Genomic DNA, 21,541 nt, shown 5'->3' with positions numbered 1-21,541 from the left:
GCGCCGCGGGGGGGGCCCCCGCCGGGGGCGGGCGCCCGGGGGGGGGGGGCCGCGGGCCCCCCCCCCCCCCCCCCCCGCGGCGACCAGGGGAGGCCGCCGCCGTCCCGGTCGACGTCACCGCCGCCGGGTGGCGAACATCGACCGGTACACCGCCGTGATGACGAAGATCAGCGCGCCGACCATCGCCACCGTGATCGCGACGTTGGCCACGTCGGACACCTTGCCGCCGATGAAGTACTGCTTGATCAGGTTGGACCCGACGATCAGGACGACGTACACCCACCACGGGGCCCACCGACCGTCGTTCACCTTGCCCTCAGCCACTTGTCCTCCTTGTCGGGCGCGGGCACACCCTCAGCACAGTTCCTTGATTTTCGCGGCGCCCTCGGAGATGTCCTGGGCGTTGTCCGACAGCAGTTGCCGGGCCGCGGTCAACACCTTGGCGGTTTGCGACGACTCGTCCATGTTCCCGGCGATGTCGTCGATAACCGAAGCCAATGTCTTGGCCGATTCGCTCTTGCCGTCGGGACCCGCGGACACCCACCCGCTCGCCACGTGGCACAGCAAGGTCTTGCGACCTTCGTCGGTGTTGTCCGTCGAAGTCGGTTCGGCGGACGGTTGGCAGCCGCTCAGCGCGAAAGCCGACACCACCGCCAGTGCTACCGCCACGCTTTTCATGGTGACATCCGCTCCTCCCGGTGTGGTCGGCGGCCGGTGCGCCTGCCGTGACAACATCATCGCGAAGCGGACGCGCCCGCGGCATCGGCGGTCGGAGCGATCACGGGTCATCACTTCGGCCGATGCGAGCCGCGGTGGCGTGTGCTGTGATCGCGCGGTGCAGGCCGGACTCAGTCGCGTCGTCTCCGGGCTCCGGAAGTTGCCGGAGTGGCAGCACGACGCGCTCATCGTGATCAGCTCGTTGCTGGTCGGTTCGGTGTTGTTCGCCACCGGCCTGTACCCGTTGTTCCGGCTGGACGACAACATTCCGCTGTGGGTGCGGGTGCTGTTGTTCGGCGGCATCTGCGTGGTGGAGGCGTTCCGCCGGTTCGCGCCGGGCACGGCCCTCGCGGTGGGCACGGCGTTCCTGCTCGTGGACTGCGTCATCGGCGTCAGCACGCCCACCCTCGTCGTGTACGCCGACCTGCTCTACGCGGCCACGCTCTACGGCCCGCGCCGGCTCAGCCGCGACATGGTGCCGATCGCCGTGCTGACGTCGATCAGCACGATCACCGCGACCGTGCTGCTGGTGCCCGGCTGGCGCGCCACGGTGCTGGCCGCGTTCGCCGTGCTGCCGTTCCTGCTGATCCCGGTGTGGTGGGCGACGAACGTCCGGCAGCACCAGCGGATGGCCGAGGTGGAGCGGGCGAACGCCCGGCAGCTGGCCAAGATCGCCCAGCTGGACCGGACCGCCGCGGTCGCCGCCGAACGCGCGCACATGGCCCGTGACCTGCACGACGTGATCGCCGGGCACCTGTCCGCGATAGCCATCCAGGCCGAGGCCGCGCTGTCGTTGAAGGACGACGACCCGATGACGCGAGTGGTGCTCAAGTCCGTGCGCGAGAACAGCGTGAGCGCGTTGGACGAGATGCGTGCCATGATCAACCTGCTGCGCGCCGACGTCACCGACCCGGACGAGCCGACCGCGCCCGCGCGGCTGGCCCAGCTGTCCCGGCTCATCGAGTCGGCGCAGGCGGGCGGCATGAAGCTGGACGTGCGGGTGGAGTACGACGACACCGAGCCGTTGCCCGCCGCGGTCGACCTGACCGCGTACCGGATCGCGCAGGAGGCCCTGACCAACGCCATGAAGCACGCACCGCGCACGAACGTCGTCCTGGAACTGCGCCGCACCGACACCGAGCTGGTGCTGGAAGTGGTCAACGAGCTGCGCGACGGCGGTGACGGCGGAGGGCTCGGCACGGGACTGCTGAACATGCGGGAGCGCACCGCGGCGGTCGGCGGCTCGCTCACCGCCGGGCCGTCCGACGGCGCGTGGAAGGTCCGCGCGGTGCTGCCGCTGCCCGGGGTGGAGCGGTGAGCATCAGGGTCCTGGTGGTGGACGACCACGCGGCCATCCGCGCCGGCCTCGTGCTGATCCTGGGCAACGCGGAGGGCATCGAGGTGGTCGGCGAGGCGGGTGACGGCGCGACCGCGATCAGCCAGGCGCGGGCGCTGCGGCCGGACGTGGTGCTGATGGACATCCGCATGCCCGGCCTGGACGGCATCGCCGCGACCAAGGCGCTGCACGGCGACAGCGTGGCCCAGGTGCTCGTGCTGACGACGTTCGACCTGGACGAGTACGTGTTCGCGGCGCTGCGCGCGGGCGCCGCGGGCTTCCTGCTGAAGTCCGTGGACGCGCCGCGGCTGGTGGAGGCGGTGCGGCTGGTCGCGGCGGGCGAGAACGTGCTCGGCCCGGAGATCACCCGCAAGCTGATCAAGGCCTACGCCGAGGCGCCGGTGAAGACCCAGCCGGTCGTCGACAGCCGGCTCGACCAGCTGACCGAGCGTGAGCTGGACGTCCTGCGCTGCCTCGGCCGCGGTCTGTCGAACGCCCAGATCGCGCACGAGCTGTTCATCAGCGGCGCGACGGCGAAGACCCACGTCTCCCGCATCCTGACGAAGCTGGAACTGCGCTCGCGCGTGCAGGCGGCGATCTACGCCCAGGAGAACGACCTGGTGTGACGCGGGGGACCACGCCTCGCCCTGCCGCGCCGGGCTTCACCTGGCCTCGCCGGGCCCCGTGTGGCTCCGTGAGGCCCCTGACCGGGTGAGGGCCTCCACCGGGCCTTACCAGCCGAGCGCGCCGCCGCCCGTGACGGGGATCGTCGCACCGGTCACGTACGTCGAGCCCGCGACCCAGCGCACCACCTCGGCGATCTCCTCCGGCCGCGCCAGCCGCCCCAGCGGCACCTGGTCGATCAGCGCCTGCCGCTGCTTTTCCGTCAGCACCGCGACCATGTCGGTGTCCACCGGGCCGGGCGCGACGACGTTGACCCGCACACCACGCCGCCCGTACTCCAGCGCCACCGACCGCGCGAACCCCTCCAACGCCGCCTTGGCCGCCGCGTAGTTCGCCTGACCGGGCGACCCGGCACGCGCCGACGCCGACGAGACCAGCACGATCGACCCCGCCCGCGCCTTCGCCATCGCGGGCAGCACCCGCTGCACCACCCGGAACGCGCCCAGCTGCGTCACCTCGATGATCTCCCGGTAGTGCTCCTCGGGCATCCGCGCGAGGAGCCCGTCGCGGGTCACGCCCGCGTTCAGCACGACCACCTCCGGCGCGCCCTGGTGCGCGGTGACCTCGGCGACGGCGTCGGCCACCCGGTCGGCGTCGGCCAGGTCCAGCTTTACCCCGAACACGCCCTCGACCGGCACGCCCGACCCGCGGTGCGTCCCCGCCACCCGGTCGCCCGCGCGCCGGAACTCCCGCGCCACCGCCTCGCCGATACCCCGGCTCGCGCCCACGACCAGCACCGACCGCGTCATGCGCACACCTCCCCGAACGTGGCGAGAACGCGAAGCACTGTGCTGACCGACCCGCTCATGACGCCAACTCCACGACCGCCTCGCCGCGCGCGACCGTGACGCCGTCGCCCCGGGTCGCCGTCACCTGGACCCGCGCGATCCCGGCCGCCACGTCGACCGACGCGACCTTCCCGCCGCACGTCACCCGCGCGCCGACCGGCGTCGGCGCGGTGAACCGGGCCTTGAACGACCGCAGCGCGCCCGCCGCCGGCCACGACGTGACCAGCCGACCCAGGTGCGCCATCACGAGCATCCCGTGCGCCACGACCCCGTCCAGCCCGCCCTGCCGCGCCGCGGCGTCGTCCAGGTGCACGGGATTGTCGTCGCCGGACGCGAGTGCGAATTCCCGAAGCCCCTCCCGGGTGATCGCGGGCACCTCGGTCACGGGCAGCCGGTCACCGACCGCGGGCGCGTTCATGCCGTCTCCCTTTCCTCGATCACGAGCACCTGCCGCAAATCCACCAGGTGTTCACCACCCCGGTGCACGGACGTCTCCTGCACGATGAACTCCAACCGCCCGCCCATCCGCCGGTAAACGTCGGCGACCACGCTCTCGAACCGCAACTCGTCACCGGCGTGCGCGTTCCCGTGATAGGTGAACGACTGCTCGGCGTGCAGCACGCGCAACGGGTCGAGCCCCATGTCGACCAACAGCTTCTCGCCACGCGCCTCGAGTTCCAACCCGAACAGCATCGTCGGCGGCAACACCAAGTCGGGATGACCGGCCGCGCGCGCCGCGTCGATGTCGACGTGCGCCGGGCCGTCCTCGCCGATGGCCCTCGCGAATGCGACGACCCGCGCCCGCGGCACCCGCAGCACAACGGGATCGAGCCGTTTCCCGACGAACCCCGGATCAATCATCGGCGAACCGTACCCGCGCGCGCCACCGCACCGCGAGGGCGCGCGCGAATACCGCGACGGTTTACCGAAATCTATATTTCCGCTGTATTTTCCGGGGCTCTCACCGGTCCGCGCAGACGACCCGTGGCACGAATGGTCGGCAGCACCTGCCCGGCGGGCGTCACGCCGGCCGCGCCGATGAACGACCGACCCGCCGACCACCGGTCGCACCGCACGGACGGCGCGGAACGACCCGGTCCACGCGCACCGGATCGTTCCGCCGGGTGTTCAGCCCGTCGCGGGAGATCCGTCGTCGGTGTCCGCGTCGGGGTACTCGTCGTGCCACCTCCACCACGAGTACGGCGGGGTCTGGGGGTAGCCCTCGGGCGAGTCCTCCCAGTCCTCCTGCCTGCCGAGCGCGGTCATGTCCAGGTAGCTGAACGTGCTGCCCAACGCCTCGTCGCCGCGTTCGTTGATGAAGTAGGTGCGGAACACGCGGTCGCCGTCGCGGATGAACGCGTTGGTGCCGTGCCACTCGTCGACGCCGAAGTCGACATCGAACTCGTCGAGGATGGTGACCCAGGGCATCCGCCAGCCCATCCGCTCCTTCAACCGCCGGATGTCGGCCTGGGGCGCGCGCGAGGCGAGCACGAGGGTGGTGTCGCGGGCGTTGAGGTGGGAGAGGTGCCCGATCTGGTCGGCCGTCACCAGGGAGCAGCCGGGGCACGCGTGGTCGGGCCAGCCGTGCACGCCGGGCTCGAAGAACGCCCGGTAGACGATCAGCTGCCGGCGGCCCTCGAACAGGTCGAGCAGGCTCTTCCGGCCGCGCGGGGTGTCGAAGGCGTACTCCTTCTCCACCTCGAACCACGGCATCCGCCGACGGGCCGCGGCCATCGCGTCGCGTGCCCTGGTCAGCTCCTTCTCCTTCACCAGCAGCTCTTGGCGAGCTTGCTCCCACGCCGACGCGGACACGATCGGACGGGTCTTCATCGTGAGCTCCACCTTCCACTTTCGGGTTGACGTGCTCGGGCCGCCCGCCGGGGTGGGCGGCCCGGGGCCGGGTCAGCCGGTGGGGTCGCGGTCGAGGTGGTCCTTCAGCGCGCCGAGCGGTCCGTCCCAGTCGCGTGCCAGCGCCGCCAGGTACTGCTGCGCCACCCGCATCGGGGCTGAGCGCAGGCGGAACCGCACCCGGCGCCGTTCGCCGGGCTCCGCCAGCACCAGGCCCGCGTCGGTCAGCAGGGCGAGGTGCTTCGCGATCGCCTGCCGGGTGACGGGCAGGCGATCGGCCAGGTCCGTGGCCGTGGCCGGGCCGCCCGCGGCCAGCGCCGCGAGGATGGCGCGCCGGGTCGGGTCGGACAGGGCGGTGAAGACCTGTTCGGCGACCGCTTCGACGTCGGGCGGCATCGGCGTCAGGCGGCTTCGAGGTAGTCGACCAGCTCTCCCAGCTCGCTCGTCCAGCCCTCGCTGTGCGCGTCGTGGCCCTTGCCGTGGCCGTCGTCCGGCAGCTGCGCGAACCCGCTCTCCACGACCTTGAGCCGCGTGCCGGCGCCGACCTCTTCCAGGGTGAACTCGACGTAGGTGCGGCGCGGGTCGTCCGCGGGCATGCCGAAGACCGGCCACGTGAAGGCGAACACGGTCGGCTCCTCCACCCGTTCCACCCGCAGTTCGACCGTCGGCCCGTCGGACCAGGTCACCCGCGCGGTGCCGCCCGGGCGCAGGTCGATCGTCGCCTCGTTGCCGAACCACGTGCCCAGTCCTTCGGCCGTGGTGATCGCCGCCCAGACCTTGGCCGGCGGCTGAGCGATCTCCACGACCCGCTCGATGTGATCGGGAAAACCCATGGCGGACGCCTCTCGTGAGTAGCAACCATTCGGTTGCGACTCTATCGCAACCAGTTGGTTGCGTCCATGGGAGGTCCCGATCGGGTGTCGCGGTCAGAGCCCCACGGTGAGGGCGCCGACGAGGGACAGCCGGGAGACGCCGGTGGTGGCGCAGCTGACGGGGTCGGGGTTCAGCGCGGTCAGCTGCGTCTTCGCCGGTTGGGCGGCGAACGCGCCGGAGGTGATCGAGCCGAGCAGCACGATGACGATGTTCGCGCCGACCCGGCTGGACGTCCGGTTGTAGGAGTACGTGCTCGGCGCGACGGCCGGGTCGGTCCACGTGAACGTCCGCGTGCCGGCGCCCTGGTAGAACAGCGCGGTGCAGGTGTAGTCCGGCAGCGTGGCGACCTCGGTGTAGGAACCGGTGGTCGCGGAGGCGTCGGCGCAGTTGAAGAGCTGGCCCTCGACGGTGACGGTGACCGTCTTCGGCGTGTTGGTCACCGGTTCGCTGAAGGTCACCACTTCGTTGATCAGGCAGGCCTGTTCGACGGCAGCGTTCGCGGTCGGTGCCACGCCGGTCAACGTCGCCGCGGCGGCCAGGCAGACGGCGACGGCGGCCTTGCTCGCGTTCATCCGGGACCTCCCGATGTCTCGACGGCGGACACGGTGGTCATCGGCCACCGTTCGCTTTGCGTTACCAACCGTGTACCGAACGTGTGATCATGCCCCCTGCGCAGGAGCCGGTTCGCGAGTCTTTCGGGTGATATCGCGGCCGGGTTCGCATGACGGGCGGGTGGCGTGCCATCCCACTGCCGGAGGTGGCGCCATGGTCCGGGTGGGGACGTTCCTGCCTGCTCGCCCGGCCGACGGCGGCCCCGGCAACGGCGGGGTCATCCCGCCCGACGACCACGCGACCCTGATGGGGCTGCTGTCGGAACTGCCCGGTGTGGAGTTCGTGCACGGGCTGGACTTCCGGGACTCCTACATCCGCCGTGGCCGGGTCCACTGCGGTGACGTGTGCCTGAACGACCTGGACCTGTACCTCTGGTACGCCGACTTCGCGCGCAAGCCCGGCAGCTACGACCTCGACGCGTTGCTCACGGTGAAGCGCGACACCGCGGTCGTGCCCGACCCCGAGCGGATCGCGGTCGCGTTCGACAAGCACTGGTCGTACCTGGCGCTCGCCCGCGCCGGCGTCCCCGTCCCGGACAACGTGCTGGTCAGTCAGCGCAACCTGGACGCGGCGGCGCCCGTGATCGAGGAGTGGGGCCACGCCGTCCTCAAGCCGCGGCGTGGCTGCTTCGGCTGGGGAGTGCTGTTCGTCGACAACTTCACCACGCTCAGGGACGTCGTCGGCTACATCGACTCCGAGACCACCGAGGGGCGGGTCCGCGGCGTGCCGTCGTCGGGACCGGCCCGCAGCTACCCGCTCGAGCGCTTCTACCCCAACGACCCGGAGGACTGGCTGGGCGTCACCGTCGCGGAGCACGAGGTGGTGTACGGCTTCCGGAAGACCCCCGAACGCCACGTGCGGTGGAACGACTTCGCCTGGAAGGTCTACGACGCGGGACGCGGCGGCGGCGCCGTCGAACACCGGGAAGTGCCCGCCGCGCACGCCGCACTGGCGCTGCGGGCGCACCGGGCCTTCGGCCTGCCGCTGCTCGGCCTGGACGTCATCCGCCACGACGGCGAACCGATCGTCGTGGACGTCAACACCGGTCCCGCGCTCTACCCGGACCTCTTCACGGCGGCGGGCCGGTCGCTGCCGCACGAACTGCTCCGCGTCCTCACCGCCGCGATCAGCCGGACCACCGGTCAGCCGACGGCGGCCAGCGGCATCAGGTAGACCAGCGCGTCGTCCACGCCGTCCAGGCACAGCACGTCGTGCGCCATGTCGTCGTAGAAGCCGCCGATCATGCCCAGCGACAGCCCCGACGAGGCGGCGACCAGCGCGAGGTTCTGCGCCAGGTGCCCCGCCTCCGTGAACGCCAGCCGCAGCGTCCGCAGGCCGTACACCTGCCGCAACGCGCCGACCCGCGTGTAGAGCGCCAGGATCGCCGGTGTCGTGGCCAGGTCCACCTGGGTCTCGCCGTCGCCGAAGTACATCGAGCTCGCCCGCACGTCTTCCACCGGCGGCGCGGCCGAGACGCGGACCAGCGTCCGCCGCACCTCGTCCACTTCGTACACCCCCGGCGCCAGCCCGGCGACCTGCCACGCCACCACCCGCAGCCGCGCGCTGTGCCGCGCGCCCGCGCTCGGGTACGGCCGGCGCCCGTCCGGGAGAGCGCCTTGCGCGGTCCACAGCAGGGTCGCGAGCTGCTCGGCGTCGAGCGAGCCGGACAACTCCGCGCCACGGGCGGTGCGCCGGACCAGCAGCGCGTCGGCCAGGTCGCCGGTCGCGGGCGCGACCTCGGGCAGCGGCACGTCCGGCCACCACGGTGGCGTGGTCGGCGGCGAGTCCTCGACCACGAGCCCGCCCTGGTCCGGCACGCCCCAGTGGAACTTGCTGGCCGCCAGGTAGCGGCGGTCCGGCGCCGTCGCACCGTCCTCGCGGAACGGCGTGGGCCCGTCGGGGGCCTCGGCCGTCATCGCCACCAGCCGGCAGACCGTGCGCTCCTCCTCCGGGTCGACGCCGAGGCGGTTGCACAGCATGTGCAGCTGCGAGGCCCACGCGTAGCGCGGCAGGTCCGCCGCCCGCACCCGGTCCATCCAGTACGCCACCGCGCCCGTGGCGCCTGATCCGAGCCGGTCCCACCGGGCCGCGAGGTGGGCCGCGCGCGCCTCGTGCAGCTTCCGCGCGGCGACGTGGGAGCGCACCCCGGGCGGTGCGACGGGCTCGTGCGCCTGCCGCCACCCCGTCGCCAGGGAACGCAGCCACGACGCCGCCTCCACGCGGTCCAGCCCCAGCGCGATCGTGGTGGCCATCACCAGCTCCACGGCCGCGGTGAACCTCACCCCCGACGACCGCAGCACGGCGACCGCCACCTCGGTGCTGCGGCAGAACACGTCCTCGGCCACGGGCAGCGCCTCCGGCCCGCCGTACCGCTGGACCTCCGGCTCGTACGGCGTCTCCCGCACGTCGCCGTGCGGCAGCCAGTCGGGCGACGAGACCACCACCGGGTGGTCGGCCTCCGCCACCAGCGAGCGCAACCGGTCCGCCAGGTCGACGGTCGCGTCACGCGCGCGGACGCGCAGGTGCGGGCCCGCCTCCCAGTACCGCACGTAGAACCAGTCGGCGATCCGTCCCGCCGCGCGGTGCCCGTCCAGCTCCGGCGCGAGCACGTCGGTGATGAACGCGTCGACGTCCTGCACCGACCACGACAGCCGCACGTGCAGGCTGGTCCAGGTCATCACGCCTCCAGCGGGGTGAGGTCGTAGGTGAAGCCGGTGCCGCGCGAGCGCCCGACGAGCAGCAGGTAGAGCAGCGCGTGCGACGCGGGCGCGGCGACCATGGCCTCCAACGGGCCGTCGTCGGTGCTGCGCGCCGGCCGGCAGAACGCGCCGAAGGCCGCCGCGGCCGTGCCCACGTGCTGCGCCATGGCGCCGGCCGCGCGCAGGAGGGCGCGGTAGCCGTCCGGGCCGTCGGAGGCCACCGCGGCGGCCGGGTCGCCGGTCGTCACCAGCGCGAGGTTCATCGAGGCGACGTGGATCGTCCCGGGCGGGTGCCCGAACACCGGCCGCAACCCGGCCACCGCCGGTCCGGGCGACACCAGCCGCAGCCCGCCGTCCACGGCGTACCAGCCGTCGGCGACGCCCTCGACGTTGCGCACGGCCAGCCGGTGCCGCAGGTCGTTCCGCACGGGCGACCCGGCAGGCGGGTCGTCGAGCACTTCGACGACCGCCCGCAGCACGCTCTCGGGCAACGGCCGGGGATCGGCCGCGATGCCGCGCGGGCCCACCCCCGAACTGCGAAGCGGCACCGGAGCGGGCTCCGGCACCCCGTCGAACGTCAGCGTGACCGTCAGCCCCGAGACCCGAGCCACCAGGCCGAGCCGTGCCGCGTGCTCGACCAGCGCCGCCGCGACGTGCCCCACCTCCAACTCCGTGAGCACGTCGCCGAAGTCGCGGTAGCCGGGGGAGAGGCGGTCGCGCCGGCGGACCAGCTCGACCCGCACCGGCCCGTCGACCACCGGCGTCCCGTCGCCGACCAGCGCCCGCCGCACCGGGTCGAGCGTCCACCGCCCGTCCAGCACCAGGTCGACGGTGGCCGCGGCCCGTGCCGACGGGTACGCCCGGTGGTCGTTGTACTGGTTCCACGGCTCCCAGCGCAGCGGTGTCGCCACGTCGGCCAGCAGGCGCGCCAACGCCGGGCCGAAGCGTCCCCGCACCGCCGTCAGCGGCACGCGCGGTCCCCCCGGCGCGGCCGTGCGCGGCGATGCCCCGGGCTCGACCACCCGCCCCGGCCCGTGGGCGTACGCGGCGAGCAGCGCGTCGGCGTTCACGGGAACGGGTGGGGTAGCGGGGTACCGGCGAGGCGCAGTCGCGGCAGGCCGTGCGTGCGCCGGTTCAGCTCGCCGAACGTCATCGGCACGGCGCCGGGCACGATCACCTTCGCCGAGTGCAGGCCGAGCCGGTCGCGCACCACCGGGTCGCTCTGGTCGACCGCGATCACCTCCAGGTCCAAGGCCGCCCACTCGCGCACGTAGTGCTCCAGCAAGGCGTCCAGGTCGTCCCGCGGCACGTCCGGCACCTCCAGGTCGACCTCCGGGCCGGGCGTCAGGAAGTCGTACCGCTCGGCGGCTTCGGTCAGGCCGTTGACGTTGACGTGGTCGTCCATGGTCCGGATCAGCCGCGGTTCGCGCAGCAGGCTCCGCAGCCGGTCCACGTCGTAGTCGCCGGGCTCGACGCGGTAGCGCTTCGCGCCCGCCTCGACGTCCATCGCCACCTCGGCCGCCGCCGACCGCATCGCCGCGTCCGGGTCGAGCCCGGCCCCCGCGGCGAAGAACGCGTGCGGCTGCCGGGGGGAACGCGCCAGCGACAGCACCGACGGCACGCCCAGGTCGTTGGTGGCGTCGTAGAGCTCCAACTGGTAGCCGAGCTGTTCCAGCCGGTCCGCGATGTGCGCGGTGACGTCGTCGCGCACGCGCAGGCTCCGCAACGGCGTCCGCTGGTACCAGGCCATCAGGAACGCGTCCCGTTCGGCGACCTCGAACAACCCGTACAGCACCGCTTCGGTGAGGCTGTTGCCGGTGCCGCACCCGTTGGACGTCTCGTCCACGAACCGCGCGCCGTCGCCGTGACCCCAGTAGGCCACGTGCTCGGGCACCGCGACCGGCCGGCCGCGGGTGTACGACCAGCCGTGCACCCAGCGGGTCCGCACGTCCGGGTGGTACGGCACGACGTGCGGCGACTCGTGGTCGGGCAGGCCGAGCCGGGTCGGGTCGAGCGCGCGCTCGCCCAGCTCGACGAACGACGCCTCCACGACCGTGGTGACGCGCCGGGGCCGGAGGCCCGCGTGCCGTTCGACCGCTTCGTACAGCGCGACCCTTTCGGCCTCGGCGTAGTCGGCGGTGCGGCCGAACCCGGCCTGGCCGCCGCCCAGCTCGGCGCTGACCGCGGCCACGGTCAGGTCGCCGATGCGGTGCATCCCGCCGACCGGACCGTGCCGGAGGTCGAACAGCTCGCGCCGCAGCGCGTCGCCCCCGGTGAGCGGGTTCGGCCCCCGCAACGTGCCCGGCGCCACCGGGATCGGCTCGCGCACCACCGCCTCCGGCGCGTCCTCGGGCACCGGGCCGCACGTCGCGCAGCCGCCGGGCCGGGGCCGGACCCGGTGCTCGCCGACCGTCGCCAGATCGGTCCGCAACGCCAGCACCTTGTCGCGGTGGGCGTCCGGATCGGCCAGCACGCGCTCGACGAGCACCTCGATCAACGGCCGCAACGTCGAGGACGCCAAGCCACCCAACCGCATCCGCCGATCACCGCGCGGCACGGACGCGCCCAACGTGGCCAGTCGCGCGTCCTCGGCACAGCTCACGCACACGCCGTCCGACACGGGGCCGATGAGCACCAACGCCCCGTCGAACCGCACCGGCAACACCGGACCGCCCGCGCCGACGCCGTCCAGGTCGCCGATCGCGTAGTCGGCCAACTCCACCACCCGCACCGTCACCGCCCGGCCCCCGTCACCGCGAACCCCACCAACCCCGCTGCCTCCAGCACGGGTCCGAGGGGGACCGGCTTGACGTCCGCCGCGAGCGCCCTCAGGTCCTCCTGGAACGCCTCCTCGCCGTCGCGGAGCCCGTACGGCCAGTGCCAGTCGCGGTTCGTCCACGGCGCCGCGGCCCCGTCGGGCTCGACAACCGGCACCGCGCCGCAGAGCACGACGGGTTCGGCGACGCCGACCGGTGCGGCGTCGGTGGTTGTCGCGGCGGCCCTGGCCTGTGCCCGCCCGGCGGCGGCCATCGCGGCGAAGGCGACGGCGTCCGCCGGGTCCGCCTCGACCGCCCAGGACAGCTCCTCGCCGCCCACCCGCACCACCGCGCGGACCACCCGCGGGCCGAGCCTGGTCACCTCGACCTCGGCCGGCAGGGCGAACCGGAGCGTCACGGCCTTCCACCAACGCCGGGCGGTCGGGTCGGCGGCCCACTCCTCCTCGCCGACCGGTGTGCCGACGAGAGGCCGCACGGCCGTGCGCAGGGCCAACCCGAGCGCGTGCACCCGATCCGCGCCGAGCACCACACCCTCCGGCGCGAGCCCCCGTGCGGCCCGCAGCAGGGCGTCGAGCCGGGCGGCGTGCTCGGTCGTGCCGAAACCGATGGCGTCACCCGACGCGGCCAGCTTCACCGGCAACTGCGGCAGCTCACCCGGCAACGGCGTGGGCACCGGCCCCAGCTCCCGATCACCCAGGACCTCCACCAGCGCGCCGCTGGGCTCCCGCGGCCGGACCGCGGACAGCCACGGGTGGTACTCCGCGTGCAGCGGGTCGACCCGCGCGACCAGGACGGCCTGGTGCGGCGGCCCGGTCGGCGGCACGTCGCTCCACATGTCGACCACCTCGGTGGACGGGTCGGGCAGCCCGCCCAACGCGCACACGAGCCGGTGCGCCGCGGCCGACCCGACCAGCGCGGCCAACACCTCAGGCGGCGTCCCCGGCCCGCCCGCCAACCGCGCCGCCACCGCCGCCGCGTCGGCCTCGACGTCCGCGACCGCACCCGGCGCGACCACGAAGCCGACGTCGGCGGCACACCCGGCGGCGACGGCGTGCGGGCCGACGACCAGGAGCAACCCGATGCCGGGCCGGACGGGCGACACGTCCACCCCCGCGGCGACCAGCGCGCGGTGCGCGTGAGCGGCCAACACGCCCTCACCGGTCACCACGACCGTCGCCGACCGGAGCCGTCGCCACGCCTCGACCGGCGCCGGCGCGACGGATTCCAGCCAGCTCGCGATGTCCTCGGGCGGCGCGTCCCGACCCCACTGGGCAGGCACCTCCACCAGCATGTCGTGCTCGTGCAACTGCCCGATGAGCAGCTCCAACGCCCGTGCGACGGCCGGCGGCGCGTTCTCCGGCACGGCCAACGCCCCCGGCGGCACGCCCTCGGCCAGCGGACCGGCCAGGCGCTCCCAGATCGTCCACAAACCCTTGCCGCCGTCCAGGGAGAAGCTGGACCGCCACCCCCGCACGTGCAGGCCGGTCTCCGTCGGCGTCGCGTGCACGATCGGCCGCAGCCGCAGCAGGATCCCGCTCATCGGACCACCTTCGTCATCTGCGCCACGTGCTCCGACCAGTCGATCCCGGTGATCCGCTGCACCGCCCGCACGACCAGGCTCGCCGCCAGGTAGCGCTCGACGGGCGTCACGTCGCACACGGCCAGCAGTTGGTAGAGCATGTTGGTCCCGAAGCGGTAGACGGTCACCGGCCGCTGGTAGTCGGGGTGGTCGAAGTCGACCTCCCGCAACCGGTCGTGGTAGTCGCTGATCCGGTCGGTGTGGTCGCGGTGCCAGCGCCGGATCGCCTCGTCCTCGCCCATCTCCACCGCGCGTTCGCCGAGGTGCGCCGAGTACGCGGTGGGCAGTTCGCCGCGGTCGAACACCTCCTCGACCAACGCACGCGCGCCGTCCGTCCACGTCACCCACGGCGTCGCGACCGAGCCACCGGCCACCCCGCGCACGGTCTCCACCACCTGCTCGGCGTTGCGCTCCCACACCCCGTCGAACCGACCGCGCAGCACGCCGTCGGGATCGCCGTGCAGCAGGAAGCTCTCCAGGTGCGACAGGAACGAGTGGTAGCCGTTGACCAGGCCGGCCGGGAACCGGCTCGCGTGCGCCGTCATCGCCACCACGGCCAGCAGCACGCGCGACCGGCTCGTGCCGTCCACGGCCACCGCGTCCCGGATCGCGGGCACGCCCAGCCGAAGGCACCGGGTGCGCAGGTCGACCAGCACGTCGGAGAGCAGCAGTCGCCGCAGGGCCGTGAGGTCCGTCGGCTCGACGACCACGGTGTTGTCCGGGTGGATCGGCTCGTACGGCGGCGGCACGAGCTCGGCGATCCCGTTCTGCCGGGCCTGCGCGAGCAGTGCGGAGTGATCAGTCTCCACAGTGGACGGATGAGCGGCGAGGTGCGCGCGCAGCCGTGACGCGACCGCTTCGGCCGCCTCGTCCGGCCCGTCCAACCGCACCCGCACGTGCGGCCCGTGCAACCAGTGCCGCTCCACGTGCCCGGTCGCGCCGGAGCGCTCCGCCTCGGCGAGCGCGGGCAGGACGGCCTCGCGGAGCAACGGCGCCTTCACCGGGTCGTGGTAGTAGCAGACGACGTCGGTCACGAGGCCCTCCAGTACGTTTCCGCGATCAGTTCGACCACCCGGCCGCCACCGGCGCCGGGCACGGGCAGCGCCTCGGCCAGCCGCACGCCGTCCGGGAACCGCGCCAGCAGGCGCGGCAGGCAGCGCAGGTGCAGCGGGTCTCCCAGGTCGGCGTACTGCGGTTTGCCCGCCGTGAGCGCGTGCCGGTAGGCGTCGGCCGACACCGGCGCCCGGTCCGGTCCGACGAAGACGTGCTCCGGCAGCCCGTGCCGGGCGCGCAACCGGGCCACGTCCAGCGCCGCCCGTTCCTCCGCGCCGATGGACGGCGGCACGGCGAAGTCCCAGGAACGGCGCGCCAGCACGACGTCCCCGTAGGTCAGGCGACCCCGGGCGGTCACCCCGCCGTCGGTGGTGGCGGCACGCAGCCCGTCGAGGTCGACCCACCCGCAGGCGAGGTCGGAGTACAGCGGCACCTGCCGGTCCGGCAGCGCCAGCGGGATCAGGAAACCCAGGTACAGCACGTCCAGCGGGACGCCGCGGTGCGTCAGCCGCACCTCGTCGGTCACGGGGTCGTGCCGCACGTCCAGCTCGTCCGCCGCGAGGTCGGCCCACCGGGCGTCCTCGCCGACCTCGCGCGCGCCGAGCAACGGGTGCAGGTTGGCGTTGAAGCCCTGCACCGGCCGGAACTGCACGGGATCGGTGGTGTGGCGGCGCACCTGGCGGGTCACCGCGTCGCGCGCGCCGGGCAGCAGGTCGAGGAAGCGGCTGGTGAACTTGCCGAACCCGGCGTAGACGTGGTTGACGACGAGCCGGCCGTCGTGGGTCGGCTGGGCGAAGAAGCCGTACGAGCCGGTGCGCCGGGTCGCCCACGCGGGCAGCAGGTCCGCGGCGGAGGCCAGCACGTCGTCGGTGACCACGCCGCCGTGCACCTGACCGGCCAGCTTGTCGCGGGTCTCGACGACCGCGCGCACGTCCGGGTCGTCCAGGGCGTCGGTGTCCATGGACTCCTGCCACGCCTGCGACAGCGGCCCGGAGCAGTCGGCGAGGGTCGCGACGCCACCCTCCCCGAACCGCTCCACGAACCTGGTCCGGATCAGCCGGCGCAGCAGCACGTGCTGGTCGAACGCCACCAGCAGCGGCGTCAGCCGGGTCAACGCGGGCGCCGCGCCCGGCGGCACGGGCACCGGTTCGGGCAGCACCACGTCCTCGACCACCGGCGTCACGCCGGTCAGGTCCGCGCCGACCCGTTCGCCGAGCTCGCGCCAGCCGGCCGTGAGGTCCGCGAGCACGGCCGCGCGGTCCGGCGGTCCGGCGGCGGCGAACGCGGCGGTGGCCGTGGCCAGCGCGGTCAGCCGGCGGGCGGTGTCGCCGTCGGTCGGCGCCAGCCGGGAGGCCAGCGAGCCCACCGCGTCGGGGTCCTGCGGGTGGATCGGGGAGACCGGCACCAGCAGCCCGAGGTCCAGGGTCTTGGCCACGAACCCGCGTGCCGTGCGGTCCGCGTCCGGCCCGGTCAGCTTCGCCGCCAAGGCCGCCGCGATCCGGTCCGTCGGCAGCCCGTCCGGACCCGCCTCCCGCACCACCTCGACCACGAACCGCAGCGGTCGGGTCGCCGCGACGTCCACTTCCTCCTCGAGGACCACCGCCGCACGCCCGACGCCCTCGACGGGGACGTCCCGGCGGAACACCAGGCGTCCGTCGCGCTCCCGCAACGCGGGCGCGAGCCGGTGCGGCAGCCCCGGTCCCAGCGCGTCGACCAACCTCGTCACGAGCAGGCGGTGCACGGCCGGGTGCGACACCGGCTCCGCCGCCGGCCACGGCCCTTCGCCCCACACGCCCCAGCCGACGTGCGTGTACCAGGACAGGGGACTGGTCTTGGACGTCGCCCGCAACGCGTACCGCAGCACGGTCGGTTCCGCCTTGCGCGCCTTGCGATCGGGCTCGCCCCGGCCGCGCGCGGTGCGGTCCAGGCCGTGCAACAGGTCCGGTCCGGTCAGCACGCTCGCCCGGCGCAGCGCGTCGGTCGCGCACACGTCCGCGAGCCACTCGCGTGACGCGGCCAGGTCGTGCGGCCACGCCGCCAGCGCCGCGTCCACCGCCCGTGCCAGCTCCTCGTGGGCCGCCAGCCACTGCGCCAGCAGCGGGACCCGTGCGGGCAAGGTGCCCCACGCCGCCGGGCGCGGGACGCGGCCGTTGTGCACGTCGCGGCGCAGCGGCAGCACGACCGCTCGGTGGAACGCGGGGGAGTGGCCGTCCGCGCTGTCGTGCAGCGCGTCGGCGAGGTCCGGCGCCAGCGCGGCGATCCGGGTCTCGGCCGCGACGACCGCGTCCAGGCTCGCCCGGAACTTCGATCCGACCGGCCGGGGGTGCGGCAGCGCGGCCACCCGGACCAGCGCGTACGGCGCGAGTTCGGTGGTGGTGCGGTCACTGGCCATCCGGTGCTCCCCGTGTGTGGGCCGGGAGCGCCCGCGCGCGGACGCCCCCGGCTCCGGCTCGACTCAGCCCAGCGTCGTCGGCAGCTGCGGCTGCTGGCAGCAGCAGCACGAGGTGCTGCTGCACGAGCACGCCGCCGCCGAGGCGCCGGTCTCCGGCAGCGCGACGGCGTCGCGCATCGCGGTCACGGCCAGGTCGCCGAGGTCGAGTTCCGAGTCGTCGAAGGTGAGGTCCATCGGTCACGTCCTTTCTGGGGGAGGTGCGGTGGGCGCCGGTCGGCGCGCCGCGTCGGTGGTGCCGGTCGACCCGCCCGGGAATGGTCCCCGGCCCCGTCGCGGCGACCGGAGCACCGCGCGCGTGGCGTTGCGGTACTCCGAATCGGGATCCTGCGGGGTCATCGGGTGCCTCTCCGCGGTGCGGGCGCCGAGCCGCACGCTTTCACCTGCCGGTATACGTCCGGTATGCGCTGCGGGGACCGATGGGTTCCGCCGGGTGGCTCCCCGCCGCCCACCCGCCGCCACGACCTACCGTGTGCGGTGACTGATAGGGGTTCGACGTGGGGAGATCCGGGGTGTCGACCTGTTCGACGTCGCTCGTGCAGCAGGAGATCGGCATCAGGCTGTTAGCCGGGCCCGCGGTGAGCGGGCCGGAGAAGACCGGGGTGGTGCCCGGAGGGGTGAAGTCGCGGACGTTGTTGGCCGCGTTGGCGTTGGACGCGGGTTCGGCCGTGTCGACCGAACGCCTGATGGACTACTTGTGGGAGTGGGAGCCGCCGCGCAGCGCGCTCAAGAACCTCCAGCTGTACGCCTCGCGGCTGCGCCGCTGCCTGGACGCCGCGAACGCGGGCTTCTCGCGCCTGCTGGTCCACGTCGGCCACGGCTACCGGCTGGACGTGCCACCCGAGGCGGTGGACGTGCTCAGCGCGGGCGGGCTGCTCCGCTGCGGCGTGGACTGCCTGCGGCGGGGCGATCCGCACGGCGCCGTCACCTCGCTGACCGCCGCGCTGTCGGGGTGGCCGGTCGACGGCCTCGTCGGGCTGGTGCCGTCCGGTCCGGCCACGGCGGTGGCGGCGTTGTGGCGGGAACGCCGGATCGCGGCCGTGGAACACCTGGCGACCGCCAAGGTCGCGCTCGGCGCGTGGGAGGAGGCGGTCGACCTCCTGGCGCCGCACGCGTCCGCCCACCCCACCCGGGAATCGTTGCAGGTACTGCTGATGCGCGCGTTGGCGCACCTGGGCGACCGCGTGGGCGCGATCGACACCTACCGCCGGCTGTGCCGGGTGCTGGACGCGGACCTGGGCATCCGGCCCGGCCGTGAGGCGCGTGCGGTGTTCGAGGGGTTGCTGAGCAACGCCTAGCGCCGGGTGCCCCCGGGCCGCGCGGTGATGGCGCCGGTGATCGTCTCCTTGATGGCGAGCGCGGCGCCGGACCGGGCCCACTCGGTGAAGTCGAACGGCCGCACGTCCAGCTCGATCAGGTCCGGGTCGTCCTCGTAGGTGTCCTCGATGCCGTCGTGCACCAGCGGGGACGACACCTCGTACAGCGGCAGCCCTTCGCCGGTGAGCAGCACCTTCTGCGGGTCGATGACGTTGGCGACGGTGCCGATGAGCACGCCGAGCGCGTAGCCCGCCTCGTCGAACACCTGCCGGGCCTGCGGGTCGCCGGCGCGGACCCGGTCGAGGGCCTCGTCGTAGGCGGGGTTGTCGGTCAGTCGCCGCAGGATCACGTGCGTGAGCAGGTAGCTGGAGATGCAGCCGCGCCGGCCGCAGCCGCACTGGGGGCCGCGCGCGTCGACCAGGGTGTGGCTGAAGTGGGGCGGCAGGCCGTGCGACCCGGCCACCAGCCTGCCGTCCACGATCAGCCCGGTGCCCACGCCCGCGCCGACGGTGATCACCGCCAGCGACCGCAGCCCCGCGCCGGGGCCGAACCAGTGCTGGGCGGCGGTGAGCGCCTGCACGTCGTTGTCCACCGCGGTGGGCACGCGGGTCGCGGCGGACACCGCCGCCTTGAGCGGGACGTCGGTCCAGCGCAGGAACTCGTCGCGGGCCACCAGGCCGTCGAGCACGATCCCGCCCAGGGTGACGCCGATGCCGGTGATGCCCGGGAACCGGCGCGCGACGGCGGCGATCTGGGCGACCACCTCGTCCGGGCCGCACGAGCGCAACGGCTCCTCGGCCGTGGCGACGGGGGTGGCGGTCAGGTCGGTGACCGTGGCGAAGAGCCGTTCGGCGGTCAGCTTCACGCCGAGGAACCGGTGGGCCGCGCCGCGCACGTGCAGCATCTCCGACGGGCGGCCGGCCGAGGCGCGCGGTCTCGTGTCGCCCTCGACCAGCAGTCCCTTCGCCACCAACGACCTGGTGACCCGGGTGAGGGTCGGCCGGGACAGGCGCAGCCGGTCGGCGATCTCGGCCCGCGACAGCGGCCCGTGGATCAGCACCTCCAGCAGGACGTCGCGCGTCACCTCGGGCAGCTTCGGCCAGGAGGAGGTGACGGAGCGGGTGGCGGCGTCGGACATCACCGCTCGAACATAGCGGCGTTCTGGGATCGCTCCCAGTCGTCGAACCATCGGATGATTACCCACCGCAATGTTGCGCTGGCCGGATCTTGACGTCTCGACCGCGTTGACCGTAGCTTGGTGGCATAAGTTCCGCTCAGAAACTAATGGCGTGGCCCATTGGGCGTCACTGAGCGAGAGCTTTCCTGGGAGCGCTCCCAGAGGCGTTGGAGCGCGGGAACGTCGACTCAATGAGGTGTCGAGGAGCCATGAGAAGCAGAATCGCCCTGATCGCAGCCGCGCTGCTGGTCGTCGCGGGCGTCGGGCTGACGGTGTTGCCGCAGGCCCAGGCCGCGGTCGGCCTGCACGTCAGCGGCACGAAGATCGTCGAGGCCAACGGGCAGCCGTTCGTGATGCGCGGCGTCAACCACCCGCACGTCTGGTACACCGGTCGGACGAGCTCGTTCGCCGACGTGAAGGCGTTGGGCGCCAACACGGTCCGGGTCGTGCTGGGCACCGGCAAGCGGTGGGGTCCGTCGACGGACACGGCGGCCGTCATCGACCTGTGCAAGCGGAACCGGATGATCTGCGTGCTGGAGGTGCACGACACCACCGGTTACGGCGAGGAAGCCGCGGCGGCGTCGCTGGACGAGGCGGCGAACTACTGGATCAGCCAGAAGGACAACCTGGTCGGCCAGGAGGACTACGTCGTCATCAACATCGGCAACGAGCCGATCGGCAACGTCGACGCCGCGCAGTGGACCGACGCGACCACCGCCGCGATCAAGAAGCTGCGCGCCAACGGCTTCCGGCACCTGCTCATGGTCGACGGGCCGAACTGGGGCCAGGACTGGCAGTACGTGATGCGGGACAACGCCCAGAAGGTCCTCGACGCCGACAGCGCGCGCAACACCGTGCTGTCCATCCACATGTACTCGGTGTTCAACACCGCCTCCGCCATCACCGACTACCTCGACCGCTTCCAGGCCAACGGGTGGCCGCTGGTCATCGGCGAGTTCGGGTGGAGGTTCGCCGCGAACGAGGTCGACCACGAGACGATCCTGAGCGAGTCGCAGAAGCGGGGCCTCGGCTACCTGGCCTGGTCGTGGAGCGGCAACAGCGACCCGATCCTGGACATGGCCACCGACTTCGACCCGGCTCGCCTCACCACGTGGGGTCAGCGCATCTTCAACGGGGCCAACGGGATCAAGGCCACGGCGAAGGAAGCGTCGATCTTCGGCGGCACCACCACGACCACCACGACGAAGACCACCGCGACCACTACTACTACGCCGGGTGGCGGGCTCGCCTGCACCGCCACGTACACGGTCACCAACCAGTGGCCGGGCGGCTTCCAGGGCGAGGTCCGGGTCACGGCGGGCACGTCGGCGATCAAGGGCTGGACCGTCACCTGGACGTTCGCCGACGGGCAGAGGGTCACCAACGCCTGGAACGCCGCGGTGACCAGCAGCGGGTCGACCGTGACGGCCCGCAACGCGAGCTACAACGGCAGCCTCGGCGCGGGCGCGAGCGCCTCGTTCGGGTTCACGGCCTCGTCGGGCGGCGCGAACAGCGCGCCGACGGCGTCCTGCACCGCGAGGGTCACCCCGACACCGCCCGGGTGCTGCTCGATCGCGGTGACGATGGTGGCGAAGCGGAGGTCGGCGTCGTCGCGCACCGCGCGGTAGAGGA

General features: G+C 73.4%; 22 protein-coding genes. 5 read left to right on the top strand and 17 right to left on the bottom strand.

Translation table 11 applies throughout. The features are described from left to right. Positions 1-114: 114 nt before the first annotated feature. Together AB0I91_RS43095 and AB0I91_RS43090 are read right to left on the bottom strand one after the other, a co-directional pair. Complete coding sequence (locus AB0I91_RS43095) at positions 115-324, bottom strand: hypothetical protein (protein ID WP_498786506.1); 210 nt, start codon at positions 322-324, stop codon at positions 115-117. Positions 325-354: 30 nt separating this feature from the next. Further along, on the bottom strand, positions 355-669 hold the full coding sequence (locus tag AB0I91_RS43090) for a hypothetical protein (protein WP_499618640.1): 315 nt from the start codon (positions 667-669) through the stop codon (positions 355-357). Between the two features lie 166 nt (positions 670-835). Here AB0I91_RS43090 and AB0I91_RS43085 point away from each other — a divergent pair, with 166 nt between their 5' ends. Together AB0I91_RS43085 and AB0I91_RS43080 are read left to right on the top strand one after the other, a co-directional pair. Then, positions 836-2,035, top strand: coding sequence for a sensor histidine kinase (locus AB0I91_RS43085; protein WP_498786502.1), 1,200 nt, complete (start codon positions 836-838; stop codon positions 2,033-2,035). After that, complete coding sequence (locus AB0I91_RS43080) at positions 2,032-2,679, top strand: response regulator (RefSeq protein WP_498786500.1); 648 nt, start codon at positions 2,032-2,034, stop codon at positions 2,677-2,679. Before AB0I91_RS43085 ends, AB0I91_RS43080 begins: the two co-directional genes overlap by 4 nt. Positions 2,680-2,784: 105 nt before the next feature. On the opposite strand, the gene AB0I91_RS43075 is transcribed toward AB0I91_RS43080, so the two are convergent. From AB0I91_RS43075 to AB0I91_RS43045, 7 genes are all read right to left on the bottom strand, one after another. Next, entirely contained in the window at positions 2,785-3,486 is a 702-nt protein-coding gene (locus tag AB0I91_RS43075; RefSeq protein WP_499618636.1) for an SDR family oxidoreductase, read from the bottom strand. Between the two features lie 55 nt (positions 3,487-3,541). Then, positions 3,542-3,943, bottom strand: coding sequence for a MaoC family dehydratase (locus tag AB0I91_RS43070; protein WP_499618635.1), 402 nt, complete (start codon positions 3,941-3,943; stop codon positions 3,542-3,544). After that, entirely contained in the window at positions 3,940-4,386 is a 447-nt protein-coding gene (locus AB0I91_RS43065; RefSeq protein ID WP_498786494.1) for an FAS1-like dehydratase domain-containing protein, read from the bottom strand. Before AB0I91_RS43065 ends, AB0I91_RS43070 begins: the two co-directional genes overlap by 4 nt. 267 nt (positions 4,387-4,653) lie before the next feature. Further along, a complete protein-coding gene (locus tag AB0I91_RS43060; protein WP_498786492.1) occupies positions 4,654-5,355 on the bottom strand; it encodes a DUF899 domain-containing protein in 702 nt (233 codons plus the stop codon). 72 nt (positions 5,356-5,427) lie between these two features. Beyond that, the gene (locus tag AB0I91_RS43055; RefSeq protein WP_498786490.1) at positions 5,428-5,769 is read right to left on the bottom strand and encodes a metalloregulator ArsR/SmtB family transcription factor; all 342 of its coding nucleotides are present in this window, start codon (positions 5,767-5,769) and stop codon (positions 5,428-5,430) included. 5 nt (positions 5,770-5,774) lie between these two features. Beyond that, on the bottom strand, positions 5,775-6,206 hold the full coding sequence (locus AB0I91_RS43050; RefSeq protein WP_498786488.1) for an SRPBCC domain-containing protein: 432 nt from the start codon (positions 6,204-6,206) through the stop codon (positions 5,775-5,777). 93 nt (positions 6,207-6,299) lie between these two features. Further along, the gene (locus AB0I91_RS43045) at positions 6,300-6,818 is read right to left on the bottom strand and encodes a hypothetical protein (protein WP_499642017.1); all 519 of its coding nucleotides are present in this window, start codon (positions 6,816-6,818) and stop codon (positions 6,300-6,302) included. Positions 6,819-7,011: 193 nt separating this feature from the next. Here AB0I91_RS43045 and AB0I91_RS43040 point away from each other — a divergent pair, with 193 nt between their 5' ends. Then, a complete protein-coding gene (locus tag AB0I91_RS43040; RefSeq protein WP_499642015.1) occupies positions 7,012-8,031 on the top strand; it encodes an ATP-grasp domain-containing protein in 1,020 nt (339 codons plus the stop codon). Here the strand turns inward: AB0I91_RS43040 and AB0I91_RS43035 are convergent. The 7 genes from AB0I91_RS43035 to AB0I91_RS43005 form a co-directional block, all read right to left on the bottom strand. Continuing rightward, on the bottom strand, positions 8,001-9,536 hold the full coding sequence (locus tag AB0I91_RS43035) for a thiopeptide-type bacteriocin biosynthesis protein (protein ID WP_499642013.1): 1,536 nt from the start codon (positions 9,534-9,536) through the stop codon (positions 8,001-8,003). The two genes, AB0I91_RS43040 and AB0I91_RS43035, sit on opposite strands and share 31 nt — an antisense overlap. Next, entirely contained in the window at positions 9,536-10,627 is a 1,092-nt protein-coding gene (locus AB0I91_RS43030) for a hypothetical protein (RefSeq protein WP_499642011.1), read from the bottom strand. Before AB0I91_RS43030 ends, AB0I91_RS43035 begins: the two co-directional genes overlap by 1 nt. Beyond that, the gene (locus tag AB0I91_RS43025) at positions 10,624-12,294 is read right to left on the bottom strand and encodes a TOMM precursor leader peptide-binding protein (RefSeq protein WP_499642008.1); all 1,671 of its coding nucleotides are present in this window, start codon (positions 12,292-12,294) and stop codon (positions 10,624-10,626) included. The genes AB0I91_RS43030 and AB0I91_RS43025 overlap by 4 nt, the downstream gene beginning before the upstream one ends. Then, the gene (locus tag AB0I91_RS43020) at positions 12,291-13,874 is read right to left on the bottom strand and encodes a hypothetical protein (protein WP_499642007.1); all 1,584 of its coding nucleotides are present in this window, start codon (positions 13,872-13,874) and stop codon (positions 12,291-12,293) included. The genes AB0I91_RS43025 and AB0I91_RS43020 overlap by 4 nt, the downstream gene beginning before the upstream one ends. Beyond that, the gene (locus tag AB0I91_RS43015) at positions 13,871-14,947 is read right to left on the bottom strand and encodes a lantibiotic dehydratase C-terminal domain-containing protein (RefSeq protein WP_499618619.1); all 1,077 of its coding nucleotides are present in this window, start codon (positions 14,945-14,947) and stop codon (positions 13,871-13,873) included. Before AB0I91_RS43015 ends, AB0I91_RS43020 begins: the two co-directional genes overlap by 4 nt. Further along, complete coding sequence (locus AB0I91_RS43010) at positions 14,944-17,358, bottom strand: lantibiotic dehydratase (protein ID WP_499642005.1); 2,415 nt, start codon at positions 17,356-17,358, stop codon at positions 14,944-14,946. The genes AB0I91_RS43015 and AB0I91_RS43010 overlap by 4 nt, the downstream gene beginning before the upstream one ends. Positions 17,359-17,421: 63 nt before the next feature. Beyond that, entirely contained in the window at positions 17,422-17,592 is a 171-nt protein-coding gene (locus tag AB0I91_RS43005; protein WP_498786470.1) for a thiazolylpeptide-type bacteriocin, read from the bottom strand. Positions 17,593-17,927: 335 nt separating this feature from the next. Between AB0I91_RS43005 and AB0I91_RS43000 the strand changes: the two genes are divergently transcribed. Then, on the top strand, positions 17,928-18,713 hold the full coding sequence (locus AB0I91_RS43000; protein WP_499642003.1) for an AfsR/SARP family transcriptional regulator: 786 nt from the start codon (positions 17,928-17,930) through the stop codon (positions 18,711-18,713). Here AB0I91_RS43000 and AB0I91_RS42995 read toward each other — a convergent pair. Then, positions 18,710-19,870 (bottom strand): ROK family transcriptional regulator, encoded by a 1,161-nt coding sequence (locus AB0I91_RS42995; RefSeq protein ID WP_499642020.1) that lies wholly within the window; start codon positions 19,868-19,870, stop codon positions 18,710-18,712. The genes AB0I91_RS43000 and AB0I91_RS42995 overlap by 4 nt on opposite strands. 248 nt (positions 19,871-20,118) lie before the next feature. On the opposite strand from AB0I91_RS42995, the gene AB0I91_RS42990 reads away from it, so the two are divergent. After that, complete coding sequence (locus tag AB0I91_RS42990; protein WP_499642000.1) at positions 20,119-21,537, top strand: cellulase family glycosylhydrolase; 1,419 nt, start codon at positions 20,119-20,121, stop codon at positions 21,535-21,537. Positions 21,538-21,541 lie beyond the last annotated feature (4 nt).

This window comes from Actinosynnema sp. NPDC049800 (assembly GCF_040656635.1).
GTDB lineage: Bacteria > Actinomycetota > Actinomycetes > Mycobacteriales > Pseudonocardiaceae > Actinosynnema.
This window is presented reverse-complemented; position numbering and strand designations above follow the sequence as displayed.

Excerpts from the sequence above, each read along its gene's own strand:
- AB0I91_RS43075 (WP_499618636.1), bottom strand. The coding sequence starts at position 3,486 with ATGACGCGGTCGGTGCTGGTCGTGGGCGCGAGCCGGGGTATCGGCGAG.
- AB0I91_RS43020 (WP_499642007.1), bottom strand. The coding sequence starts at position 13,874 with ATGAGCGGGATCCTGCTGCGGCTGCGGCCGATCGTGCACGCGACGCCG.
- AB0I91_RS43060 (WP_498786492.1), bottom strand. The coding sequence starts at position 5,355 with ATGAAGACCCGTCCGATCGTGTCCGCGTCGGCGTGGGAGCAAGCTCGC.
- AB0I91_RS43065 (WP_498786494.1), bottom strand. The coding sequence starts at position 4,386 with ATGATTGATCCGGGGTTCGTCGGGAAACGGCTCGATCCCGTTGTGCTG.
- AB0I91_RS43010 (WP_499642005.1), bottom strand. The coding sequence starts at position 17,358 with ATGGCCAGTGACCGCACCACCACCGAACTCGCGCCGTACGCGCTGGTC.
- AB0I91_RS43055 (WP_498786490.1), bottom strand. The coding sequence starts at position 5,769 with ATGCCGCCCGACGTCGAAGCGGTCGCCGAACAGGTCTTCACCGCCCTG.
- AB0I91_RS43040 (WP_499642015.1), top strand. The coding sequence starts at position 7,012 with ATGGTCCGGGTGGGGACGTTCCTGCCTGCTCGCCCGGCCGACGGCGGC.
- AB0I91_RS43045 (WP_499642017.1), bottom strand. The coding sequence starts at position 6,818 with ATGAACGCGAGCAAGGCCGCCGTCGCCGTCTGCCTGGCCGCCGCGGCG.
- AB0I91_RS42990 (WP_499642000.1), top strand. The coding sequence starts at position 20,119 with ATGAGAAGCAGAATCGCCCTGATCGCAGCCGCGCTGCTGGTCGTCGCG.
- AB0I91_RS42995 (WP_499642020.1), bottom strand. The coding sequence starts at position 19,870 with ATGTCCGACGCCGCCACCCGCTCCGTCACCTCCTCCTGGCCGAAGCTG.
- AB0I91_RS43070 (WP_499618635.1), bottom strand. The coding sequence starts at position 3,943 with ATGAACGCGCCCGCGGTCGGTGACCGGCTGCCCGTGACCGAGGTGCCC.
- AB0I91_RS43005 (WP_498786470.1), bottom strand. The coding sequence starts at position 17,592 with ATGGACCTCACCTTCGACGACTCGGAACTCGACCTCGGCGACCTGGCC.
- AB0I91_RS43050 (WP_498786488.1), bottom strand. The coding sequence starts at position 6,206 with ATGGGTTTTCCCGATCACATCGAGCGGGTCGTGGAGATCGCTCAGCCG.
- AB0I91_RS43035 (WP_499642013.1), bottom strand. The coding sequence starts at position 9,536 with ATGACCTGGACCAGCCTGCACGTGCGGCTGTCGTGGTCGGTGCAGGAC.